This window comes from Streptococcus cristatus (assembly GCF_001588905.1).
Classification (GTDB): Bacteria; Bacillota; Bacilli; order Lactobacillales; family Streptococcaceae; genus Streptococcus; species Streptococcus cristatus_N.
This window is the reverse complement of sequence record NZ_LAWH01000020.1, coordinates 1-20,681: the sequence shown is the minus strand read 5'-3', so window position 1 is coordinate 20,681 and position 20,681 is coordinate 1. Positions and strand designations below refer to the sequence as shown.

General features: G+C 44.4%; 15 protein-coding genes. 4 read left to right on the top strand and 11 right to left on the bottom strand.

Annotated features, from left to right (window positions below; all coding sequences use genetic code 11):
* Positions 1 to 16: 16 nt before the first annotated feature.
* Positions 17 to 2,713 carry a cation-translocating P-type ATPase gene (locus A0765_RS04400; protein ID WP_062004880.1) on the bottom strand — a complete coding sequence of 899 codons (2,697 nt, stop codon included), beginning with the start codon at positions 2,711 to 2,713 and terminating at the stop codon, positions 17 to 19.
* Positions 2,714 to 2,904: 191 nt separating this feature from the next.
* On the bottom strand, positions 2,905 to 3,309 hold the full coding sequence (locus tag A0765_RS04395) for a YwiB family protein (protein ID WP_062004878.1): 405 nt from the start codon (positions 3,307 to 3,309) through the stop codon (positions 2,905 to 2,907).
* A gap of 117 nt (positions 3,310 to 3,426) precedes the next feature.
* Here A0765_RS04395 and A0765_RS04390 point away from each other — a divergent pair, with 117 nt between their 5' ends.
* Genes A0765_RS04390 through A0765_RS04375 form a run of 4 tightly spaced genes read left to right on the top strand, consistent with a single transcriptional unit; the run spans position 3,427 to position 8,003 of the window.
* Positions 3,427 to 4,728 carry an HD domain-containing protein gene (locus tag A0765_RS04390; protein WP_062004876.1) on the top strand — a complete coding sequence of 434 codons (1,302 nt, stop codon included), beginning with the start codon at positions 3,427 to 3,429 and terminating at the stop codon, positions 4,726 to 4,728.
* A gap of 1 nt (position 4,729) precedes the next feature.
* On the top strand, positions 4,730 to 5,539 hold the full coding sequence (gene yidA / locus A0765_RS04385) for a sugar-phosphatase (RefSeq protein ID WP_062004874.1): 810 nt from the start codon (positions 4,730 to 4,732) through the stop codon (positions 5,537 to 5,539).
* Entirely contained in the window at positions 5,539 to 6,753 is a 1,215-nt protein-coding gene (locus A0765_RS04380) for an aminoacyltransferase (protein WP_062004864.1), read from the top strand. Before yidA ends, A0765_RS04380 begins: the two co-directional genes overlap by 1 nt.
* Positions 6,754 to 6,767: 14 nt before the next feature.
* Positions 6,768 to 8,003, top strand: coding sequence for an aminoacyltransferase (locus tag A0765_RS04375; protein ID WP_062004862.1), 1,236 nt, complete (start codon positions 6,768 to 6,770; stop codon positions 8,001 to 8,003).
* 31 nt (positions 8,004 to 8,034) lie between these two features.
* Here the strand turns inward: A0765_RS04375 and A0765_RS04370 are convergent, their stop codons facing one another.
* The 9 genes from A0765_RS04370 to lacG form a co-directional block, all read right to left on the bottom strand.
* Entirely contained in the window at positions 8,035 to 12,150 is a 4,116-nt protein-coding gene (locus A0765_RS04370) for a GBS Bsp-like repeat-containing protein (RefSeq protein ID WP_062004921.1), read from the bottom strand.
* Between the two features lie 64 nt (positions 12,151 to 12,214).
* Entirely contained in the window at positions 12,215 to 12,973 is a 759-nt protein-coding gene (gene tpiA, locus A0765_RS04365; protein ID WP_062004860.1) for a triose-phosphate isomerase, read from the bottom strand.
* 158 nt (positions 12,974 to 13,131) lie between these two features.
* Positions 13,132 to 13,893: an HAD family hydrolase gene (locus A0765_RS04360; RefSeq protein ID WP_062004858.1), complete on the bottom strand. Its 762-nt coding sequence runs from the start codon at positions 13,891 to 13,893 to the stop codon at positions 13,132 to 13,134.
* Positions 13,874 to 14,278 (bottom strand): PaaI family thioesterase, encoded by a 405-nt coding sequence (locus tag A0765_RS04355; protein ID WP_061910014.1) that lies wholly within the window; start codon positions 14,276 to 14,278, stop codon positions 13,874 to 13,876. Before A0765_RS04355 ends, A0765_RS04360 begins: the two co-directional genes overlap by 20 nt.
* Positions 14,279 to 14,534: 256 nt before the next feature.
* The gene (locus A0765_RS04350; protein WP_062004856.1) at positions 14,535 to 15,716 is read right to left on the bottom strand and encodes an MFS transporter; all 1,182 of its coding nucleotides are present in this window, start codon (positions 15,714 to 15,716) and stop codon (positions 14,535 to 14,537) included.
* Positions 15,717 to 15,794: 78 nt separating this feature from the next.
* Complete coding sequence (locus A0765_RS04345; RefSeq protein WP_045635006.1) at positions 15,795 to 16,658, bottom strand: Rgg family transcriptional regulator; 864 nt, start codon at positions 16,656 to 16,658, stop codon at positions 15,795 to 15,797.
* Between the two features lie 4 nt (positions 16,659 to 16,662).
* Positions 16,663 to 17,019: a hypothetical protein gene (locus tag A0765_RS04340; protein WP_045635007.1), complete on the bottom strand. Its 357-nt coding sequence runs from the start codon at positions 17,017 to 17,019 to the stop codon at positions 16,663 to 16,665.
* 45 nt (positions 17,020 to 17,064) lie between these two features.
* Entirely contained in the window at positions 17,065 to 18,960 is a 1,896-nt protein-coding gene (locus A0765_RS04335) for an ABC-F family ATP-binding cassette domain-containing protein (protein ID WP_062004919.1), read from the bottom strand.
* A gap of 223 nt (positions 18,961 to 19,183) precedes the next feature.
* A complete protein-coding gene (gene lacG / locus A0765_RS04330) occupies positions 19,184 to 20,590 on the bottom strand; it encodes a 6-phospho-beta-galactosidase (protein ID WP_062004854.1) in 1,407 nt (468 codons plus the stop codon).
* Between the last annotated feature and the right edge of the window lie 91 nt (positions 20,591 to 20,681).

Sequence of the window (20,681 nt, the reverse complement as noted above, 5' to 3'; positions counted from 1 at the left end):
AGATGACTTTTTGCTGTTAAATAGCATTCTTGTCCATACCCAATTTACGTTGGATAAACTTAACAATTTCAACAATGATAATCATTGAGAAACTGCCGATCAGGACAACAGCCCATTGAGTCACATCTAACTTGGTCACATGGAAAATCTTTTCCAACGGATCAATCACAATAGTTGAAACCAATAGAATGAAAGAAACCAGAATAGACCAGTTAAATGTCTTAGACTTGAATGGCCCAACTGTAAAGATAGATTGGTAAACAGATTTCACATTGTAAGCATGGAAGAGCTGAATAAGTCCAAGGGTCGCAAAAGCCATGGTAAGGGCATCCGCATGGATCGCTTTTACATCACCAATATGTACAGGATTAGCAATAGCATAGCCATAAACTGCCAACACCAGAGCACCTTGCAACAATCCTTGATAGATGATGGAACTCATGACACCACCAGAGAAGAAACTAGACTTACGGCCACGAGGCTTGTGAGTCATGACACCTGGCTCAGCAGGTTCAACTCCCAAGGCGATAGCTGGGAAAGTATCCGTTACCAAGTTGATCCAAAGCAGATGAACTGGCTGTAAAACATCCCATCCAAACAAAGTAGCTAGGAAAATAGTCAAAACTTCAGCTGTATTGGCAGAAAGCAGGTACTGGATAGTCTTTTGAATATTTGAGAAGACCTTACGTCCTTCTTCAACTGCAACGATAATAGTCGCAAAGTTATCATCTGCAAGAATCATGTCAGAAGCTCCCTTAGAAACCTCTGTACCAGTGATTCCCATACCGATACCGATATCGGCTGTCTTCAGAGCTGGGGCGTCATTGACACCATCACCTGTCATAGCAACGACCTTACCTTGGTTTTGCCAAGCTTTGACAATCCGTACCTTGTGCTCAGGAGAGACCCGCGCATAGACAGAGTATTGACCAACCACTTTTTCAAATTCTGCATCTGAAAGTTCATTGAGTTCAGCACCAGTCAAAACATGGTCTTCCGTATCTCCAGCTTCAATGATTCCCAAACGCTTAGCAATTGCTTCTGCAGTGTCTTGGTGGTCACCTGTGATCATGATTGGACGGATTCCCGCTTCTTTAGCAACACGAACCGCTTCTGCCGCTTCGGCACGTTCAGGGTCAATCATACCGATCAAACCAGTGAAGATCAAGTTGTTTTCAAGTTCTTCAGAAGTGAGGTTTTCTGGAATGCTATCAATAATCTTGTAGGCACCAGCCAGCACGCGCAGAGCTTGGTGAGCCATTTCTGAGTTATTAGACTTGATCAGCTGTGAAGTAGCATCATCAATCGCTGCAATATCTCCAGCCTTATCACGCGCAACACAACGTTTCAAGAGTTGATCAGGAGCTCCCTTGACTGCCACGAGGAATTTCCCGTCTGGCAATGGGTGAACGGTAGACATGAGCTTACGGTCTGAGTCAAATGGTAGCTCAGCTACACGAGGATATTTCTCTAAAAATCCTTTGACATCATAACCCTTGTCCAAAGCATACTGGATGAAGGCTGTTTCCGTTGGGTCACCGATCAGCTTGCCTTCTTGGTCAATCTTGGTATCATTGGCTAAGACAACAGAACGTAAGAGCGGCAGCTCCAGTCCAAGTTCAATATCTTGGCCAGCTTCATTCAGGACTCCGTCGTAAAAGACTTTTTCGACCGTCATCTTATTCATGGTCAGGGTACCGGTCTTATCTGAAGCTATAATTTCAGTTGAACCAAGCGTTTCTACTGCTGGCAATTTACGGACAATCGAATTACGCTTAGCCAGAACCTGTGTTCCCAAAGCCAAGACGATAGTAACGATAGCAGGCAGACCTTCTGGAATAGCTGCAACTGCCAAGGCTACAGATGTCATCAATTCACCAAGCGGATCTTTTCCTTGAATGAAAACACCAACTACAAAAGTTACCGCAGCAATCACTAAGATCGCATATGTCAGAACCTTAGACAGGCTATTGAGATTTTGCTTGAGCGGTGTGTCAGTCTCATCTGCATCTTGCAACATGCTTGCAATATGACCGACTTCTGTGTACATCCCTGTATTGACAACAACCCCTACTCCTCGACCGTAAGTGACATTGGAGTTTTGGAAGGCCATATTGACCCGGTCGCCAATACCAGCATCTGCTGCTACGTCGACAGTCAAATCTTTCTCAACTGGCACAGACTCACCCGTCAGAGCGGCTTCTTCAATTTTCAGGGAATTCGCTTCCAAAAGTCGTATATCTGCTGGGACAACATCACCAGCTTCCAGTCTAACGATATCACCAGGTACCAAGTCCTTAGAATCCACTTCTGTGACATGGCCATCACGCAGGACACGCGCAGCTGGGCTGGACATAGATTTGAGAGCCGCAATGGCTTCTTCAGCTTTGCCTTCCTGATAGACACCAAAGATAGCGTTAATGATGACAACAGCTAGGATAATGATAGCATCCGCAATATCCTCACCACCTGACGTCACGACAGACAGGACCGCCGCTACCAACAAGATGATAATCATCAAATCCTTGAACTGCTCGATGAATTTCATCAAGAGAGTCTTTTTCTCTCCTTCTTCCAATTCATTACGGCCATAATCAGCTAAACGCTTGGTTGCTTCTTGGCTGGTCAATCCTTGTTCGGAAGCTTCCATTGCTTGCAAAACTTCCTCAGGACTTTGCGTATAAAAAGCTTGGCGCTTTTGTTCTTTTGACAAAATGTCTCCTCCTTTTGATGGGCCTCTTTCAAAATAAACAAAAAAGAGACCTGTTTATTAACAAGTCTCGCTATTTCATACAAGGCCGGAAATTTCTTTCGTATTGACGACCTTGTAACGGTAAAACCGTTAGCTACTCCCTTGAGTGTATTTATTATACCAAAATTTTTGTATTTTTCAAGGCAGAGCTGTTATTTTTCAAACTTTTCTTCCGTCCATTCGATTTTCATCTGATAGGAAGCAAAAAGCTGATCATCGTCGGCCCTTTTCAAATCATAATGAAGTTCCAAAGCCTGATTTTCTACATCTAAGTGATAGTGCTGAGTGTCTGTCACAAACTGTTGAGCCCCCAGCGGAGTCGGGATAGAAACTAAATGCTGAGCATTCTTAATAAAATGAAGAATGGTCTTAGGCTCAGAAAAGCGGGTCATGGTCAGCTTGTCTTCATTATATTTTAGAACAACCTTTTCCTGCTCCTCGCTCTGATAAATCAAATAGTGATAGCCCCCTTTTTGCGTCCATTCTACATCATAGACCTGGTCAATCAACTCCATTTGCTCATCTAATTTGATTTGATTTCTCATTCTAATTTTCATGATTTTCTCACATTCCTTGTTTCTTTCTTCTATTTTATCAAAAATTTCTTGAGAATTCTTCCTTTCTACTTCAGGCTTTGAATTTCGCCCACTGAGCATTTATGATATAATAGGACTATGATTGAAAAAGTATTTCGGGACCCGGTTCACAATTATGTTCATGTGGACCATCAGGTTATTTATGATTTAATCAATACCAAAGAATTTCAACGGCTGCGCCGCATCAAACAGCTGGGTACCTCCGGCTATACTTTCCACGGCGGGGAGCACAGCCGTTTTTCGCATTGTCTGGGAGCTTACGAGATTGCCCGACGCATCACCAAGATTTTCAATGAAAAATATAGCGATGTCTGGGATAGTCACGAAAGCCTGCTAACCATGACAGCCGCTCTCCTGCATGATTTGGGACATGGCGCTTATTCACATACTTTTGAGCGCCTCTTTGATACCGATCATGAGAACATTACGCGGCAAATCATTACCAGTCCTGAGACAGAGATTCATCAGGCCTTGGTGCAGGTTTCGCCAGATTTTCCTGAAAAGGTAGCTAGCGTCATCAATCATACTTACCCTAATAAGCAGGTGGTTCAGCTGATTTCCAGCCAGATTGATGTGGATCGGATGGACTACCTCTTACGAGATTCCTTCTTTACTGGCGCTTCCTATGGACAATTTGACTTAACCAGAATTTTACGAGTGATTTGTCCTGTAGAGAACGGCATCGCCTTCAAGCGCAATGGCATGCATGCGGTGGAGGACTATGTAGTCAGCCGCTACCAAATGTATATGCAGGTTTATTTTCACCCAGCCAGCAGGGCTATGGAAGTTTTGCTGCAAAATCTGCTCAAGCGGGCTAAGTTCCTCTATCCAGCTCAGAAGGATTATTTTGCGCTGTCATCGCCCAATCTCATTCCATTCTTTGAAAACAGAGTGACCCTGCAGGATTATCTGGCCTTGGATGATGGTGTTATGAATACCTATTTCCAAGTTTGGATGACGAGTCCCGACAAGATTTTATCTGACTTGGCTCAGCGTTTTATCAACCGCAAGGTCTTTAAGTCTATCGTCTTCTCTCAGGAAAACGAAGCGCATTTGGATATCATGCGAGACCTAGTTGGACAGGTTGGTTTTGACCCTGATTACTATACTGCTATTCATCGTAATTTTGATTTACCTTACGATTTCTACCGACCTGATGTTGAAAAACCCCGGACCCAGATTGAGATTCTGCAAAAAGATGGCAGCTTAGCAGAACTGTCCAGCCTGTCTCCTATCGTTCATTCGCTAGCCGGAACCAGACAGGGCGACAATCGCTTCTACTTCCCCAAGGAAATGCTGGCAGATACAGGACTTTTCAGCGAAAAAAATCAGACCTTTATGCACTATATCAAAAACGACCAATTTACCTACGGAGAATAATATGTCTATCAAATTAGTTGCCGTTGACATTGACGGTACCCTTGTAAATAACCAAAAAGAAATCACACCTGAAGTCTTTAGCGCTGTTCAGGATGCCAAGGCTGCTGGCGTCAAAATCGTCATTGCGACCGGCCGTCCTATTGCGGGTGTTCAAAAACTCCTCGAGGAGCTAGGACTTAATCAGCCAGGCAACTATGTCGTGACCTTCAATGGCGCACTGGTGCAGGATACTGTTACAGGTCAAGAATTAATCAAAGAAACACTGACTTACGACGATTATCTGGATATCGAACTGCTCGGGCGAAAATTAGGCGTTCACATGCATGCCATCACCAAGGACGGCATTTATACAGCCAATCGAAACATCGGCAAGTACACTGTTTACGAGTCCAATCTGGTCAGCATGCCAATCTTTTACCGTACACCTGAAGAAATGGTCAATAAAGAAATCGTCAAGTGCATGTATATTGATGAGCCGGAAATTTTGGATGCGGCCATTGCTAAGCTACCACCGGAATTAGCTGAAAAATATACACTGGTTAAATCAGCTCCTTTCTATCTGGAAATTGTCAAAAAGACTGTCAATAAAGGAGCTGCTATCCTCCATCTGGCTGAAAAACTTGGCTTGACCAAGGAGCAAACCATGGCCATCGGTGATGAAGAAAACGACCGCGCCATGCTGGAAGCAGTCGGCTCTCCTGTTGTCATGGAAAACGGCAGAGAAGAACTCAAGAAAATCGCCAAATACATCACCAAGTCGAACGAAGAATCCGGCGTAGCACACGCTATTAGAGAGTGGGTTTTAAAATAATGTTTAGCTACAAAATTGGAATTTCAGCTCAGGAACACGATGATTTTGTCACGGCTCATCCGCAGGCCAATCTCCTGCAGAGCTCTGCCTGGGCTCAAATCAAGGACAACTGGGGAAATGAACGCTTGGGCTTCTACAAAGACGGCCACTTGATTGCTGCAGCCAGTGTCCTGATTAAACCACTGCCCTTGGGGATGACCATGCTTTATATCCCTCGCGGTCCTATTATGGACTATAGTGACAAGGAGCTGCTGACCTTTGTTTTGGCGTCGCTCAAGAAATTTGCCAAGGAGAAAAAAGCGCTCTTTGTAAAGTTTGACCCTAGCCTCTTTCTGGCAGAAAGCAAGATGGGTGGCGAATTGCAAGACAAAGCCGAGACGGTTGAGCTGATTCAAGAGCTTCAACAAGCTGGAGCTATCTGGGTCGGAAGGACTGAGTCTCTGGACGAAACCATCCAACCTCGCTTGCAGGCCAATATCCATAAAGAAGATTTCAGCGAGGATCTACTTTCTAAAAGTACTCGCCAGGCTATTCGTACAGCCCGTAACAAAGGCATCCAAATCCAATTTGGCGGAGCAGAATTACTGGATGACTTTTCAGCCCTGATGAAGAAAACGGAAAATCGAAAAAATATCCACCTACGTGGCAAAGACTATTACCAAAAACTCTTGGATACTTATCCTGAGCACTCCTACATCACCTTGTCCAGCATTGATCTAAAGGCACGCTTGGAAGACTTGCAGGCTCAGCTGACCAAGACACTCCAAGAAGCAGAGAAATTTACCGAGAAAACCAAGCCTAGCAAGATTGAGAATAACCAGCAAGAACAGAAACGCCTCCAAGAAGAGATTGACTTTCTGCAGGACAAAATAAGCCAAGGGGCTACTGTCGTTCCCCTGTCTGGCACTCTGGTCTTAGAATACGGCAAGACCTCTGAAAATATCTATGCCGGAATGGACGAGGAGTACCGTCGTTACCAGCCTGCCATCATCACTTGGTACGAAACGGCCAAACATGCTTTTGAGCGCGGAGCTGATTGGCAAAATATGGGCGGAATCGAAAACAACCTCGAGGGCGGTCTTTACAGCTTTAAATCCAAGTTCAATCCGACCATTGAGGAATTCGCTGGTGAGTTTAACCTGCCAACTAATCCTCTTTACCACTTCTCCAATCTGGCCTACACTCTCAGAAAGAAACTGCGCAGCAAGCATTAAAAGAAAGGAAGCCTATGACCTTTAAACTTCTCAGCCAAGAAGAATTCATCCAGCATACCTCAGCTAGCTCCCAACGCTCTTTTATGCAGACCGTGGAAATGGCAGAGCTGCTGAGCAAGCGTGGCTTCAGTACCCAGTATGTCGGCTACACTGACCCGCAGGGCCAGGTAGTGGTGTCAGCTGTCCTCTACAGCATGCCTATGACTGGCGGCCTACATATGGAAATCAACTGCGGCCCTGTCTCTACCGATGCTCAATACCTGACTCCCTTCTATCAAGCTTTGCAAGCCTATGCTAAAAAAGAAGGCGCCCTGGAGCTCATCATCAAGCCCTATGAGACTTATCAGACCTTTGACAGCAATGGCCAGCCTACATCTGAAGAAAAAGTTGAGCTTATCCAGCAACTGACTGATTTGGGCTTTGCCTTTGACGGCCTACAGACGGGCTATCCAGGCGGGGAGCCTGATTGGCATTATGTCAAAGACTTAGCTGGTCTGACGGAGAAAGACTTGCTCAAGTCCTTCAGTAAAAGCGGTAAAGCGACAGTCAAAAAGGCGAACACCTTTGGTATCAAGCTTAAAAGACTGGAACGCGACCAACTCAGCGTTTTCAAAGACATCACAGCTGCCACTTCTGACCGGCGGGAATATGATGACAAGCCACTAGACTACTATCAAGATTTTTATGATAGCTTTGGACAGCAGGCAGACTTTATGACAGCCAGCCTTAACTTCAAGGACTATCTTCAGAACTTACAAAAAGACCAAGAGAAACTGGGCCAGAAAATTCAAAAACTGCAGGCGGACTTGGAAAACAATCCTCAATCTGAAAAGAAGCAAAATCAGCTGCGAGAGCTTTCCAGCCAGTTTGACAGCTTTGAAACCCGCAAAGCAGAAGCCCAAGAGCTGATTGACAAGTATGGCGACCAAGACCAAGTCCTGGCTGCCAGCCTCTTTATCTACACTCCTCAGGAAACAACCTATCTTTTCAGCGGCTCCTATCCTGAGTTTAACAAATTCTACGCCCCAGCCCTGCTGCAGGAATACGTTATGACCGAAAGTATCAAGAGAGGCATTCCATTTTATAATTTCCTAGGCATTATGGGAATTTTCGACGGTTCTGACGGTGTTCTGCGCTTCAAGCAGAACTTTAACGGCTTCATCGTCCGAAAAATGGGGACTTTCCGTTACTATCCTAACCCTCTTAAGTTTAAGTTGCTTCAGCTTATAAAGAAAATTCTAAGACGTTAAAAAACCAAGGTTTCCCTTGGTTTTTTTGTGTTTATCTATAACGAGGTGACGCGAAACCACGGATATTTCCATGACCAATACGGTAAGTATTACGTTTAACTTCGTCGTTACTGTTACCTTCAATCGTATGAATGATACCATTTTCGACTTTTTCGACAATACCGATATGATCAGCCCAGCCATCATTTTGCTGGCTATTTTGATCCCAGTTAAAGGTGATGATATCGCCCGCTTTAGGTGTAGAATTACCATCTTCATTCCAAATACCTAAACGTTTAAAGATATGAATATGGCGCTCAACACCGCATTCACGACCAATAAGATCGCTCAAGCCTTCTCTTTGGAAAATAACTGTCGTGAAAATGTCGCACCAGTCATCTGAATTCTTCACAGCATAACCGACTGGTAGAGGTCTAACGCTATTATAGTCATTGACCAGACGGTGGTGCTCAGCACTGCCTCCCTTGACACCAACCATCGCTGCTGCTGCTGCAAGAACACGATCACGCTGACTGCTAGGCGATTGAGGATGTTTAATAGAAACCGTAGTTTTCTCTCCACCAGCTCCTTGCAGCTGATTGCGATTGTTCAAGTAATATAGGTGAACATTGTACTCGCCTTGGCTATTTTTATGGTCTCTTGCATAAACATGCTTGCGATAAGTACCATCAGCTTGCCGTTCCGCCGTATACCATTGAATATCATCTTGTCCATTTTGACTGGACCAAGTTGGCAAATAGACAGTTTTGACACCTTCTGGAGCTACAACACCAGAAACGACGATATCAAATTCACCAGTTTCATTGTTTTTATTTTGGATACTGATTTTTCCCTGTGGTTTCTCCACTGTCGCAATGGAAACCTTAGTCGTTGTGCCACCGACACCAACCATCTTACCATCGTTTTGGACATAGTACAAGTGGACACTGTAGTCGCCGACAGAGTTTTTGTGCTCACTGGCACTAACGGTAAATTTATATGTACCGTCTGACTGTCTTTGAGCCTTGTGCCAGATAATATCATCCTGACCATTCTCATTTGACCAAGTTGGAAGTAAGACTTCACGAACGCCTTGCGGACTAGAAACCTCAGAAACAATCACATCAAATGTGCCGGTCTTAGGATCGTTGTTGGCAATAGTCAGCTTGCCTTCTGGTTTAGCAACGGAAACCTTAGTCGTCGTACCACCAACGCCGACTAACTTGCCGTCGTTTTGGACATAGTACAAGTGGACACTGTAGTCGCCGACAGAGTTTTTGTGTTCGCTAGAACGGACGGTAAATTTATATGTACCGTCTGACTGTTTCTGCGCCTTATGCCAGATGATGTCATCCTGACCGTTCTCATTTGACCAAGTTGGAAGCAAGACTTCACGAACGCCTTGTGGGCTAGAAACTTCAGACACGATCACATCGAATGTACCGGTCTTTGGATCGTTGTTGGCAATAGTCAATTTGCCTTCTGGTTTAGCAACTGAAACCTTAGTCGTTGTACCACCGACGCCGACCAGCTTGCCGTCGTTTTGGATATAGTACAAGTGGACACTGTAGTCGCCAACAGAATTCTTGTGCTCACTAGAACGGACAGTAAATTTATAAGTACCGTCTGACTGTTTCTGTGCCTTGTGCCAAATCAAATCATCCTGACCTTGATCATTTGACCAAGTCGGAAGCAAGACTTCACGAACGCCTTGCGGGCTAGAAACTTCAGACACGATCACATCGAATGTACCGGTCTTTGGATCATTGTTGGCAATAGTCAGCTTGCCTTCTGGCTTAGCAACTGAAACCTTAGTCGTTGTACCACCGACGCCGACTAACTTGCCATCGTTTTGGATATAGTACAAGTGGACACTGTAGTCGCCAACAGAATTCTTGTGCTCGCTAGCACGGACGGTAAATTTATAAGTACCGTCTGACTGTCTTTGCGCCTTGTGCCAGATGATGTCGTCCTGACCTTGATCATTTGACCAAGTTGGAAGCAAGACTTCACGAACGCCTTGTGGGCTGGAGACCTCGGACACGATCACGTCGAATGTACCAGTCTTGGGATTGTTGTTGGCAATAGTCAGCTTGCCTTCTGGTTTCGCAACTGATACCTTAGTCGTTGTACCACCGACGCCGACCATCCTGCCGTCGTTTTGGACATAGTACAAGTGGACACTGTAGTCGCCAACGGAATTTTTGTGCTCACTAGCACGAACCGTGAATTTATATGTACCGTCTGACTGTTTCTGCGCCTTGTGCCATATCAAATCATCCTGGCCTCGCTCATTTGACCAAGTTGGAAGCAAGACTTCACGAACGCCTTGTGGGCTGGAAACCTCGGACACGATCACGTCGAATGTACCCGTCTTGGGATCGTTGTTAGCAATAGTCAGCTTGCCTTCTGGCTTAGCAACTGAAACCTTAGTCGTTGTACCACCGACGCCGACTAACTTGCCGTCGTTTTGGATATAGTACAAGTGGACACTGTAGTCGCCAACAGAATTCTTATGCTCACTGGCACGGACAGTAAATTTATAAGTACCATCTGACTGTTTCTGTGCCTTGTGCCAAATCAAATCATCCTGACCTTGATCATTTGACCAAGTTGGAAGCAAGACTTCACGAACGCCTTGTGGACTAGAAACTTCAGACACGATCACATCAAATGTACCGGCCTTAGGATCGTTGTTGGCAATAGTCAGCTTGCCTTCTGGCTTAGCAACTGAAACCTTAGTCGTTGTACCACCGACGCCGACCAGCTTGCCGTCACCTTGAACGTAATATAAATGAACATTGTATTCGCCCGTAGAACCTTTATGGTTGGCAGCATTAACTGTCAGCTTATAAGTTCCGTTGGCTTGCTTCGTTGCAGTATACCAAACAATATCATCTTGCCCACGCTCACTGGACCAAGTCGGAAGTTTAACTTCCTGAACTCCATGTGGTGCGGAAACTTCGGAAACAACGACATCAAACGTACCAGTTTTTGGATTATTATTTTGAATGCTAATCTTACCTGTCAGCGGTTGTTTGACCAAAGTAGCTCTAGCTGTGAATCTACCAGAGTAGTCAATACTTTGGTCGAAAACATGCTTACCAGAAAGCAGCTGCGCTTGAGAAGTAAATTGCCAAGCTCCTGCTCTGCTATTATATTTCAAATTTTTAGCATCATTTGCACTTAGCTTAGGTGCTGGATACTGAGCAATCCAAAAATTATCAAGGCCAAAGAGAGATGTATTGATTGAACCTTTGTGGCGTAGGTTATTCTGGTCAACCCAACTAGCGCTCGTGTAATACATAAGATTTGCATATCCCTGCTTGCGCATTTCATCTGCCCAAGCCTGAGTATGCTGGTTGATCCCCGATTGCATTTTAGGGTCTTCCATGTCATTGACCATGACTGTATTTTTAGGCAAGGACAGTTTATTAGCAAAAGCAGCATAGTAACGAGCCTCTGCTCTCGCTTCGGCATCACTTGTATAATGCGAGAAGGCATAGGTTGATACTTGCAAACCAGCTGCTTGCGCATTTCGAACCTGAGACTCAGCATAAGGATTTGTATAGTGGGTTCCTTCTGTCAGTTTGACAACGACACCGCCGACACCTTTGGATGCTAATTGGCGATAGTCTTCTACGCTGATATGGCCGTTATGACTACTCACATCCACAAAGGTAGAGCCCTTGATTTCTGCTTGTGAATTGCCACGCGCTGTTTGTCCAGATGAAGAAGCCGCATTATAAAAAGAAGTGCTTCCTTTTTTAGATGCAGGACTGGCGCTGATCGCTGAGGAAGTCTGCTCAGCCTTTACTGGATTCTGAATCGCTTCAGAAGCAGCTGATTTTGCTTGTTCACTTGCTTTATTTTCTGGTACATTCTCCTTGACCAGACTAGCAGCAGGTGCCAGATTTTCTGGTGCCTTGTATACTGGACTAGTTTCATCTTTTGCGACCGAGCTTTCTTGTTTGACTTGACGGTCAGTAGACACCTCTTCTGGTAAGGCTCCCTGCTGAGGTTGATGATCATTTTTTACTTGAAGTTCTGCTTTAGCTACTTCAGGGTCTGTGGTTGTCGGCGTATTTTCCTCTGCCTGTACCACGTTAGCCGTTGCTGCTAGCAATATGGCAGTGCTGGCTAAATAGATAAGTTCCTTTGATTTCACCTTTTTTCTCCAAACTTTTAAAAAGCTTGCCACCTTTAGGGCAACAAGCCATTTATTGTTATTCTTATTTAACAAAATCAAGAAGAGCTAGGAAGCTTTCAGCTTCAAGTGACGCTCCACCAACAAGGGCACCGTCAACGTCTGGACAAGCCATGTATGAAGCAACGTTTTCAGGTTTAACTGAACCACCGTATTGAACGCGAACTTTGTCAGCAACTTCTTGACCAAAGTCAGCAGCTATAACGTCACGAACAACTTTACACATTTTTTGTGCGTCGTCTTGTGAAGCTGATTTACCAGTACCGATAGCCCAGATTGGCTCGTAAGCGATAACTGATGCAGCAACTTGTTCAGCTGTCAATCCAGCCAATGCAGCAGATACTTGAGCACCTACGAATTCAGCAGCTTTACCAGCTTCGTAAGTTTCAAGGCTTTCACCACAACAAATGATTGGAAGCATACCATTTGCAAAAATTGCTTTTGCTTTTTTGTTGATATCTTCGTCAGTTTCATGGAAGTAGTCACGACGTTCTGAGTGACCGATAACAACGTAGTCAGTACCGATTTCTTTCAAAACTTGTGGGCTTGTTTCACCAGTGAAAGCACCTGCATTTTCAAAGTAGCAGTTTTGAGCAGCAACTTTAAGGTTTGAACCTTTTGCAGCAGCAAGAACAGTTGTCAAATCAACTGCAGGAGCTGCGATACCTGCTTCAACAAGGTCTGATGAAGGAAGTTTTGATGCAACTGCTTCAACAAATGCTTTTGCTTCTTCTGGATTTTTGTTCATTTTCCAGTTACCAGCGATAAATGGTTTACGTGACATTTCACATACCTCTTCTATTTTTATTTATATGAGCTATTATATCATAAGTAAGCAAATTAATAAAGGTTATCCACAATTTTTCATCAAATCGTAATGTTTCTACGAGTTATCCACAGTTTTGGCTGTGAATAAATCATTCAAAGACCTTGTAACATCTTTTACTTCCTATTTTCCAGCAGTTCTTCTATATCCGTAATGACTCTGGCCTGCATTTTATTAAGCTTATTTATCTCTGCAGCTGAGTATGGAAAGGTGTTCAGCAAAACGCTATCAATTCCAACAGCTTGAGCAATAGCCATATCTGTAGAAAAATCATTGCCAACCATCACCGTATCTTCTGGATTGAACCGATTCTCCTCCAGTACGAGTTCTAACCATTCTGCTTGTGGTTTTTTGATCTGATAATCCGAAGAAATATAAACTTTGTCCAGATAATCGGCACAACCCGTCAATTCAATTTCTGGCATTGTAAAAGCCTTTTGAGCATTAGAGAGCAAAATAACATCGCCTCCCTGCTCCTTAATAGCCTTTAAAACTTTCAGGGTATTGGGATAGGCATGGAGCTGACGACGGGACAAACTCCGAAACGTTACGGCCAACTGCTCTCCCCAAGCCTGCAAATCAAGAAGCGGAGTCTGGGTTTCATGCTTAGTTGGAGCTTCCTGCAAAAGCTGAATGAAAACCGCCACCAAATCAACCTCTGGATAGGCAACGCCTTTCTCTTGAGCCATCTTTTTTTCCTGCTCTACTACCAATTGTCCATATTTCTTTTTCAAGTCTTCTGGCTGATAATCTGCTCCATATGCTGCATAGATGTGGGAAAGATACAACCATAAAGTCGGATCATCTTCGTCAGTCCGGATATCTACTAGTGTTCCATAAAAGTCAAAAAGATAATGTTTATATTCTAACTTGTGCATTTTCGCCCCTTTCGCCAGTGACAAACATGGTAAAGGTCCCCTTGCAGACATTCTTCCCATCTTGATTGACAATATCCACATCCACCACTCTAGTCGTCCGGCCAGTATGGACACAGTTCCCCTCAATGCTCAGAGTATCGCCTAGTTTAGCCGCTTTAAGATAATTGATGGAAGATTGCAAGGTCACAGCGTCAGCTCCTTGTGAAATAACAACCAAACCACTTATCTGATCGCACAAGGTGAACAAGTAGCCTCCATGTGCATTGCCATAATAGTTTAGAGAAGAGGGGACGACCTCTGTGGTTACTAAAACATGGCCATCTTTGGCCTCCTCAATTTTATAGTTTTCAAATGCTGAAATTGCATCAAAATGAAAATCTTTCATTCCTCACTCCATTAATTTTGCTTATACCCCATCATACTACTTTTACTAGCAAGGAACAATGATTATATGTACATTCCAATGGAAAAATTTTTTCTACCAGCTATCCAAATCTCTAGCACTCCTAATCTATCAGCCGATTTGAGCTGGTAGGTTGGAAATAAAGTTCTAAGCCAAATTAGGCTAGTAATGAATTTAAAAATTCTCAGCTGAAGATTTGCAAGACAAAACATTAAACTAGGTTGGAAATCACTCCAACCTAGTCTTTTTGTATTCTCTTTTGATAAAGGTAGGAAATCAAAGCCAATCCCATCACTCCGAAACCAATCAGGAGAAAGGAAAGGGTATGGACACTCGGCAGAAGAGTCATCAGAAAAGTCGCAGGAGGCATAAAAAGAATTGCCAGCGTGTAAATCGTTGAGAAAACGCGGCCTAGATACTGCTTGTCCACCTTGGTCTGAACCTGGCTGAAGAAATGAATGTTGAACACAGTCATAAAAAGCTCACAGATAAGATTACCAGAATAGGAGAAATATGGATGAACCGGTAGCAAGGCAGAGACACCCATGACTGCTACCCCAACACCAGTCAATAGCAGAGCTACAAGTAAATTTCCCATACTAGCCTTAACCTTGCTGGCTAGAATGGCTCCTATGATTGAGCCGATAGCACCCAAACTCAAAACAGTTGCATAAGAGCCAGTCTTACCGTAGAGCTGATTGGTAAAAGGCAGCAGGTAATTAAAGGCCGCAAAGAAAAAGTTGACGGCAGAAGCTACCAAGAGCAGAAAGAAGATTTCTTTTTGCTGACGTATATAGACTAAACCTTCCTTGATATCTCTCAGGATATTTCCAAGATTGATGGGAGACTTCTTCTTGCTTGGCTCATGATTGGGCAGAAAGTAAACCAAGGCAAAAGCCAGAAAGAAGCTAAGGGCATCCAGCTGAAGGGTCATGCGCAGATTTGCATACTGCATCACGATAAAAGATAAAACTGGGGCTGAGACACTGATAACCTGCAAGGCCAATTCCAGATGAGAATTGTAGGTTACAATGTCTTCCTTGTCCACAATTTCGGTAATATAAGACTTATTAGCTGGTCGAGAAAAAGCAAAGGCTATAGCCTGAACCACATTAGCAAAAATCAGCGCTCCAATCATGAGCTGGTCATTTGAGATAAAGGAAATCAGTAAACAAAGACCGGCACAAATCAAATCTGTTACCATCAGCACCTTACGTCTGGAAAAGCGGTCCGCAATGGCTCCACCAAAAGGATTGAATAAGATGGAGGTGACTAGCTCCGATATCTGGTAAATACCCAAGACTGTCTGTCCCAGAGCTCCCATAGAAGCAAGCCAAACGCTGTTCCCATAGTCATAAAGCATATTTCCACTTTTATTAATAGCAGCCCGTGTAATCAGCTGCACTGCTTGTCGATTCATAAAAATACCTCCCTCCATTTCTGAAACTATTGTATCAGGAATAGAGGGAGGTTCTTTATTTTTCCCATATTTGGGAAATTATGCTTTTACAAACTTATCGAAATGCTCTTGATAATAGGCGACTTGCTCAGGTAAATTCAGCACTTCAAAGATGTGCATGGCTTCCTGCATTTGCTTGATGCCCTGCTTATTCTCCCCCTTCTGATAGGCCGCAAAACCCTTGAGATAGAGGAACACATTGCGTTCATAGAGTTTGATGCCTTTGCCAATGATTTTCTCTACGTAAGCCTCAAAATAACTAGCCTTATCAAAAGAACGACTTTCCAAACAATGCTGGTAACAATTGAGGGCTAAAATCAAGACCAATTTCTTATGGCGACCGATTTCTTTGTAGTAGTCCTCCCGCTCCATAACTTCCTTGCCCAGACGGTAGACATAGTCCACATCATAAAAACTATAGAGATTGCCAAAGAGAATCAGCTCATACATAGTCCAGTCTTCCACTTGGAAAAGATAATCAGCCACCTTATCTAAATCCTCTTGCCTCATGCGAAACTGACTGTCCCGCTGACAAATCAAGCCCTGCATCAAAATCCAATTCAGCTCATAGTAAAGAGGAACACTGCTGGCCTTGGCCTTTTCCAACTGCTCCGCTTGCAAGTCCTGAAATCCCTTGATGTCATTTGAGTAGTAAAGAGGGATAATTTTACCCATCATGGCCACGTGCTCATGCTGCTGGAAATTCCGTGCCTTGTCCATAAAATTTTCAAGGGTCACATGAATATTATCCAAGAGATCTAAAAATTTCGAGAGGGTCATGTCCGACTCACCCAGCTCAAAACGAGACAGCTGAGAAGTCGAGCAAACCTGACCCGCCGCTTCCTTCAAAGAATAATGCCCATTTAAACGAAAATCACGAAAAACCTTGCCTAAATTTTCCATTTGTTTACCACTTAAATTCTTTCAGTTTCTTTTCCAAATCCTGTAAATAGGCTTCATCCAAGCCATTCCGGTCTTTTACTGGGGCTTCCAGACTGGCCAGATAAAGCAAGAACTGGTCCGCCAGTATCTCATATTGATGGAAAGGCAGGCGCTTCATCTGGGCCTGAACGAAATCAGCTGCCTCTGCAAAATGCTCGCTTTCCAGCAACTCTTGCAAATAATCAGCTCCATCAAGCTGCCGGCCTTGCTCATCTTCAAACTGCCCCAGATCCAAATGCTGGATTGTTAGGCGCAGAGCCGAACCAAGCATATTGGCCGCTCCCTTGATCTGCCGCATAAACCAATCGTTTTCTGTCGTCATCAGTAGCTCCTTTCAAAGCGGGCGGACTGACTGCCCCTAAAAATACTAGACCTTCTCCGCCAGTTCTTCCCATTCGAGTAGGGCTTCTTCTTGGGCGGCGGTCAGCTGGTCGATTTGCTGCTGGCTCTCCATGAGTTCACTGGCGTCGTTGGTAGCCTGCATGGCTTCCTGAAGCTGACTGATCTGACTGTCCAAGTCCTCGATTTGCGCTTCCAATTGCTCTAGGCGGCGGGCCAGCCGGCGCTGTTCTTTCTGGTTTTCCTTTTGAAGCTGATAGTCATTGGCAGGGACAGGCTTGTCAGAATCAACCTGCTCCGTCTCCTCACGCAAGGCTTCCTGCTCTGCCTTTTTCTCAAGATAGTAGTCATAATCACCCAGATAAAGGGTAGAGCCTCTCTCAGAGAGCTCGATAATCTGGGTGGCCACGCGATTGATAAAGTAACGGTCATGGCTGACAAAGAGCAGGGTGCCATCAAAGTCAATCAGGGCATTTTCCAGCACTTCCTTGCTGTCAATGTCCAGGTGGTTGGTCGGCTCGTCTAGGATGAGGAAGTTGTTGTTTTCCATAGACAGCTTGGCTAGAAGCAGCCGCGCCCGCTCTCCACCTGATAGCATGCTGACAGACTTCTTGACATCGTCTCCCGAAAAGAGGAAAGCACCTAAGCGATTGCGAATCTCGACCTCTGGCGTCAGCTTGAAGTCGTTCCATAACTCGTCAAGTACCGTATTGCTGGCAGTCAGTTTGCTCTGGGTCTGGTCATAGTAGCCTACTTCCACATTAGCTCCCAGCTGCTCCTTGCCTCTGATGAAAGGAACTTGACCGATTAGTGATTTAATCAAGGTCGTCTTTCCAATCCCATTTGGCCCGACAATAGCTACCGCATTGAACTTACGAATGTCAAGGTTAATCGGCTCCGACAGGACTTCCTCTCCGTAGCCAATAGCTGCATCTTCCAAGGTCAGCACAACATTTCCAGAAACCTTATCAGATCTGAAAGTCATATTGGCCGAGCGGCTGCCGATTTCTGGTTTGTCCAAACGCTCCATCTTTTCCAGTTGCTTACGGCGGGACTGAGCCCGTTTGGTTGTGGAGGCCCGGACTAGATTGCGATTAACAAAGTCCTCCAGCGCAGCGATTTCTTTCTGCTGTTTTTCGTAGTTCTTGGCTTCAGTGGCCAGCTTCTGCTCCTTTTGGACCACGAAACTGGAGTAATTGCCCACATAGCGATCCAAGGAATGCTTGGTCAAGTCCAGCGTGATGGTCGCAACCTTGTCTAGGAAATAGCGGTCGTGGCTGACGATGATCAGGGCACCGCTGTAGTTAATCAAGTAAGTTTCCAGCCAAGCAATGGTCTCGATATCCAAGTGGTTAGTTGGCTCGTCCAAGACCAGCAGCTCTGGCTTTTCCAAGAGCATCTTGGCCAGAGCTAGACGGGTATTCTGCCCGCCCGACAGCTCAGAAATCTTCATCTGCCACATGGACTGGTCAAACTTGAAGCCATTTAAAATCGCTCGAATATCGGCCTCATAGGTAAAACCACCCTTTTGTCGAAAGTCCTCTGACAGCTGATCGTACTGGTTCATGAGAGCAGTCAGGTCTTCCCCTGACAATTCTCCCATTTGCAGCTCCATCTGCCGCAAGCGTTTTTCCTGCTGACGCAGACTATCAAAGACCAGCAGCATCTCGTCATAGATGGTATTCTCCGACTCAAAGCGGCTGTCCTGAGCCAGATAGGACAAGGATAAGTCTCGTTTTTTATTGATTTGACCAGAAGTCGGCTCTTCCTCGCCCACCAAAATCTTGAGCAGGGTTGACTTACCAGCTCCGTTTTTACCGACCAGTGCAATCCGGTCATTCTCATCTACCTGCAGGTTGATATTGTCAAAAAGTAGCTCCCCTGCAAAAGAGCGTTCAATCTTGTTTGCTTGTAAAATAATCATAAAACCATTATAGCAGATTTCCAAGTACAGAGCCATTGGCTGTCATAAAAAATGAAATCCAAACTGTCTATCTCTCAAGCCAATTCAAAGGAGAATTTTAAATTTTTCCGCAAGCACTCAGACCAGAATATCCTGTCTAGCGATTGAATACCATCAAATCAGACTTCTATGGATTAGCATGCCCAAAAAAACCGAAAGAGCTCAACTCTAACGGCTTTATTTTTTATTCAATGATTTGTGTTTCAGCTAGTTTCTTATACCAGTGAGCGGATTTCTTCGGATAGCGCTCCTGGGTTTCGAAGTCTACGTAGAATAAGCCGTAGCGTTTTTCATAACCGTTAGACCAAGAAAAGACATCCATCAGAGACCAGATAAAGTAGCCCTTGACATTAGCCCCGTCCGCAATCGCATCGGATAAAACTTCCAGATGCTGCTTGACGTAATCAATCCTAGCATCGTCGTAAACCGTATTGTCCACAAATTCATCTTTATAACCCAGACCATTTTCTGTGATATAAATCTTCTTGTAGTTTGGATAATCTTTCTTAATCCGCATGATTTGGTCATAAAGACCTTGCGGATAGATAATCCAATCCCAATCCGTTTTCGGTATATGGGTCGGAGATTCTCTGCGCCCTACACCCTTAATCTGGTACTTAGAGCTTCCCTTTTCGCCTTTTCCGTTATGGATAATTTCTGTTTCACCGTCAAAGTCGCGCATCCAATCACTCATATAGTAGTTGATGCCAAGGAAGTCATTGAGGTCTTTAGCTGCTTTTAAAGCCGCAAAGTCTTCATCTCGTAGATCCAGCTGACCACCATTGACCTTAAGGATATGGTTTACTCCTGCCAGAGTTACATCTGAATAGTGTCCCAGATAAGTAGCGTCAAGGATAAATTTATTATGAATAATATCTTCCAACTCTGCCGCTCTGACATCTGCTGGATTTTCTGGATCGTAAGGATATTTTGTCGGAAGTGCATGAACGACACCGATTTCACCCTTGTAACCCTTGTCCTTATAGAGCTTAACAGCACGGGCATGTGAGACCATCATATTGTGATGGGATTGAAAAACCTTGGCCAAGTCATACTGGATACCTGGAGGGAATTTTCCTACTAAGTACTGACCATCACCAATGGGACCAATTTCATTGAAAGTTGTCCAATAGCGAACTTCTGGAAATTCTTCAAAACAGAAAGCTGCATAATCCACAAAGTGCTCAATATTTTCCCGATTGAGGAAATCGCCATTTGAATGAAGAGCCTCTGGCGTATCAAAATGGTGAAGAGTCACAAAGGGTTCCACATGCCGCTTGTGACATTCTGCGAAAAGATTATGGTAAAATTCCACACCTTTTGGATTGACCTCGCCATAGCCTGTCGGGAAAATCCGTGACCAAGCAATGGAAATCCGAATACCATTGACACCATACTCTTCAGCCAATTTCAGATCCACAGGGTATTTGTGGTAAAAGTCACTGGCAGGTTCTGCCGTGTACCAGTAGTTATCCTCTAGGTACTTATCCCAGGCAACAGGTCCTTTCCCATCTGTGTGGGTTGCTCCTTCAGCTTGATAGGCTGCTGTTGCACCACCGAAAATAAAATCTTTAGGTAAGGTTTTTATCATCTTATTTTCCTTTCAATAACATTTGGAGAGTGGGACAAAAGTCCTAGCCTCTCAATTGTCTTTGGATTATCGAGCAAGACGCAGTGGTTGA

Coding starts and splice junctions, on each gene's coding strand:
- A0765_RS04375 (WP_062004862.1), top strand. CDS start 6,768: ATGACCTTTAAACTTCTCAGCCAAGAAGAATTCATCCAGCATACCTCA.
- A0765_RS04390 (WP_062004876.1), top strand. CDS start 3,427: ATGATTGAAAAAGTATTTCGGGACCCGGTTCACAATTATGTTCATGTG.
- A0765_RS04395 (WP_062004878.1), bottom strand. CDS start 3,309: ATGAAAATTAGAATGAGAAATCAAATCAAATTAGATGAGCAAATGGAG.
- A0765_RS04350 (WP_062004856.1), bottom strand. CDS start 15,716: ATGAATCGACAAGCAGTGCAGCTGATTACACGGGCTGCTATTAATAAA.
- A0765_RS04335 (WP_062004919.1), bottom strand. CDS start 18,960: ATGATTATTTTACAAGCAAACAAGATTGAACGCTCTTTTGCAGGGGAG.
- A0765_RS04340 (WP_045635007.1), bottom strand. CDS start 17,019: ATGACGACAGAAAACGATTGGTTTATGCGGCAGATCAAGGGAGCGGCC.
- A0765_RS04360 (WP_062004858.1), bottom strand. CDS start 13,893: ATGCACAAGTTAGAATATAAACATTATCTTTTTGACTTTTATGGAACA.
- lacG (WP_062004854.1), bottom strand. CDS start 20,590: ATGATAAAAACCTTACCTAAAGATTTTATTTTCGGTGGTGCAACAGCA.
- yidA (WP_062004874.1), top strand. CDS start 4,730: ATGTCTATCAAATTAGTTGCCGTTGACATTGACGGTACCCTTGTAAAT.
- A0765_RS04380 (WP_062004864.1), top strand. CDS start 5,539: ATGTTTAGCTACAAAATTGGAATTTCAGCTCAGGAACACGATGATTTT.
- A0765_RS04355 (WP_061910014.1), bottom strand. CDS start 14,278: ATGAAAGATTTTCATTTTGATGCAATTTCAGCATTTGAAAACTATAAA.
- tpiA (WP_062004860.1), bottom strand. CDS start 12,973: ATGTCACGTAAACCATTTATCGCTGGTAACTGGAAAATGAACAAAAAT.
- A0765_RS04345 (WP_045635006.1), bottom strand. CDS start 16,658: ATGGAAAATTTAGGCAAGGTTTTTCGTGATTTTCGTTTAAATGGGCAT.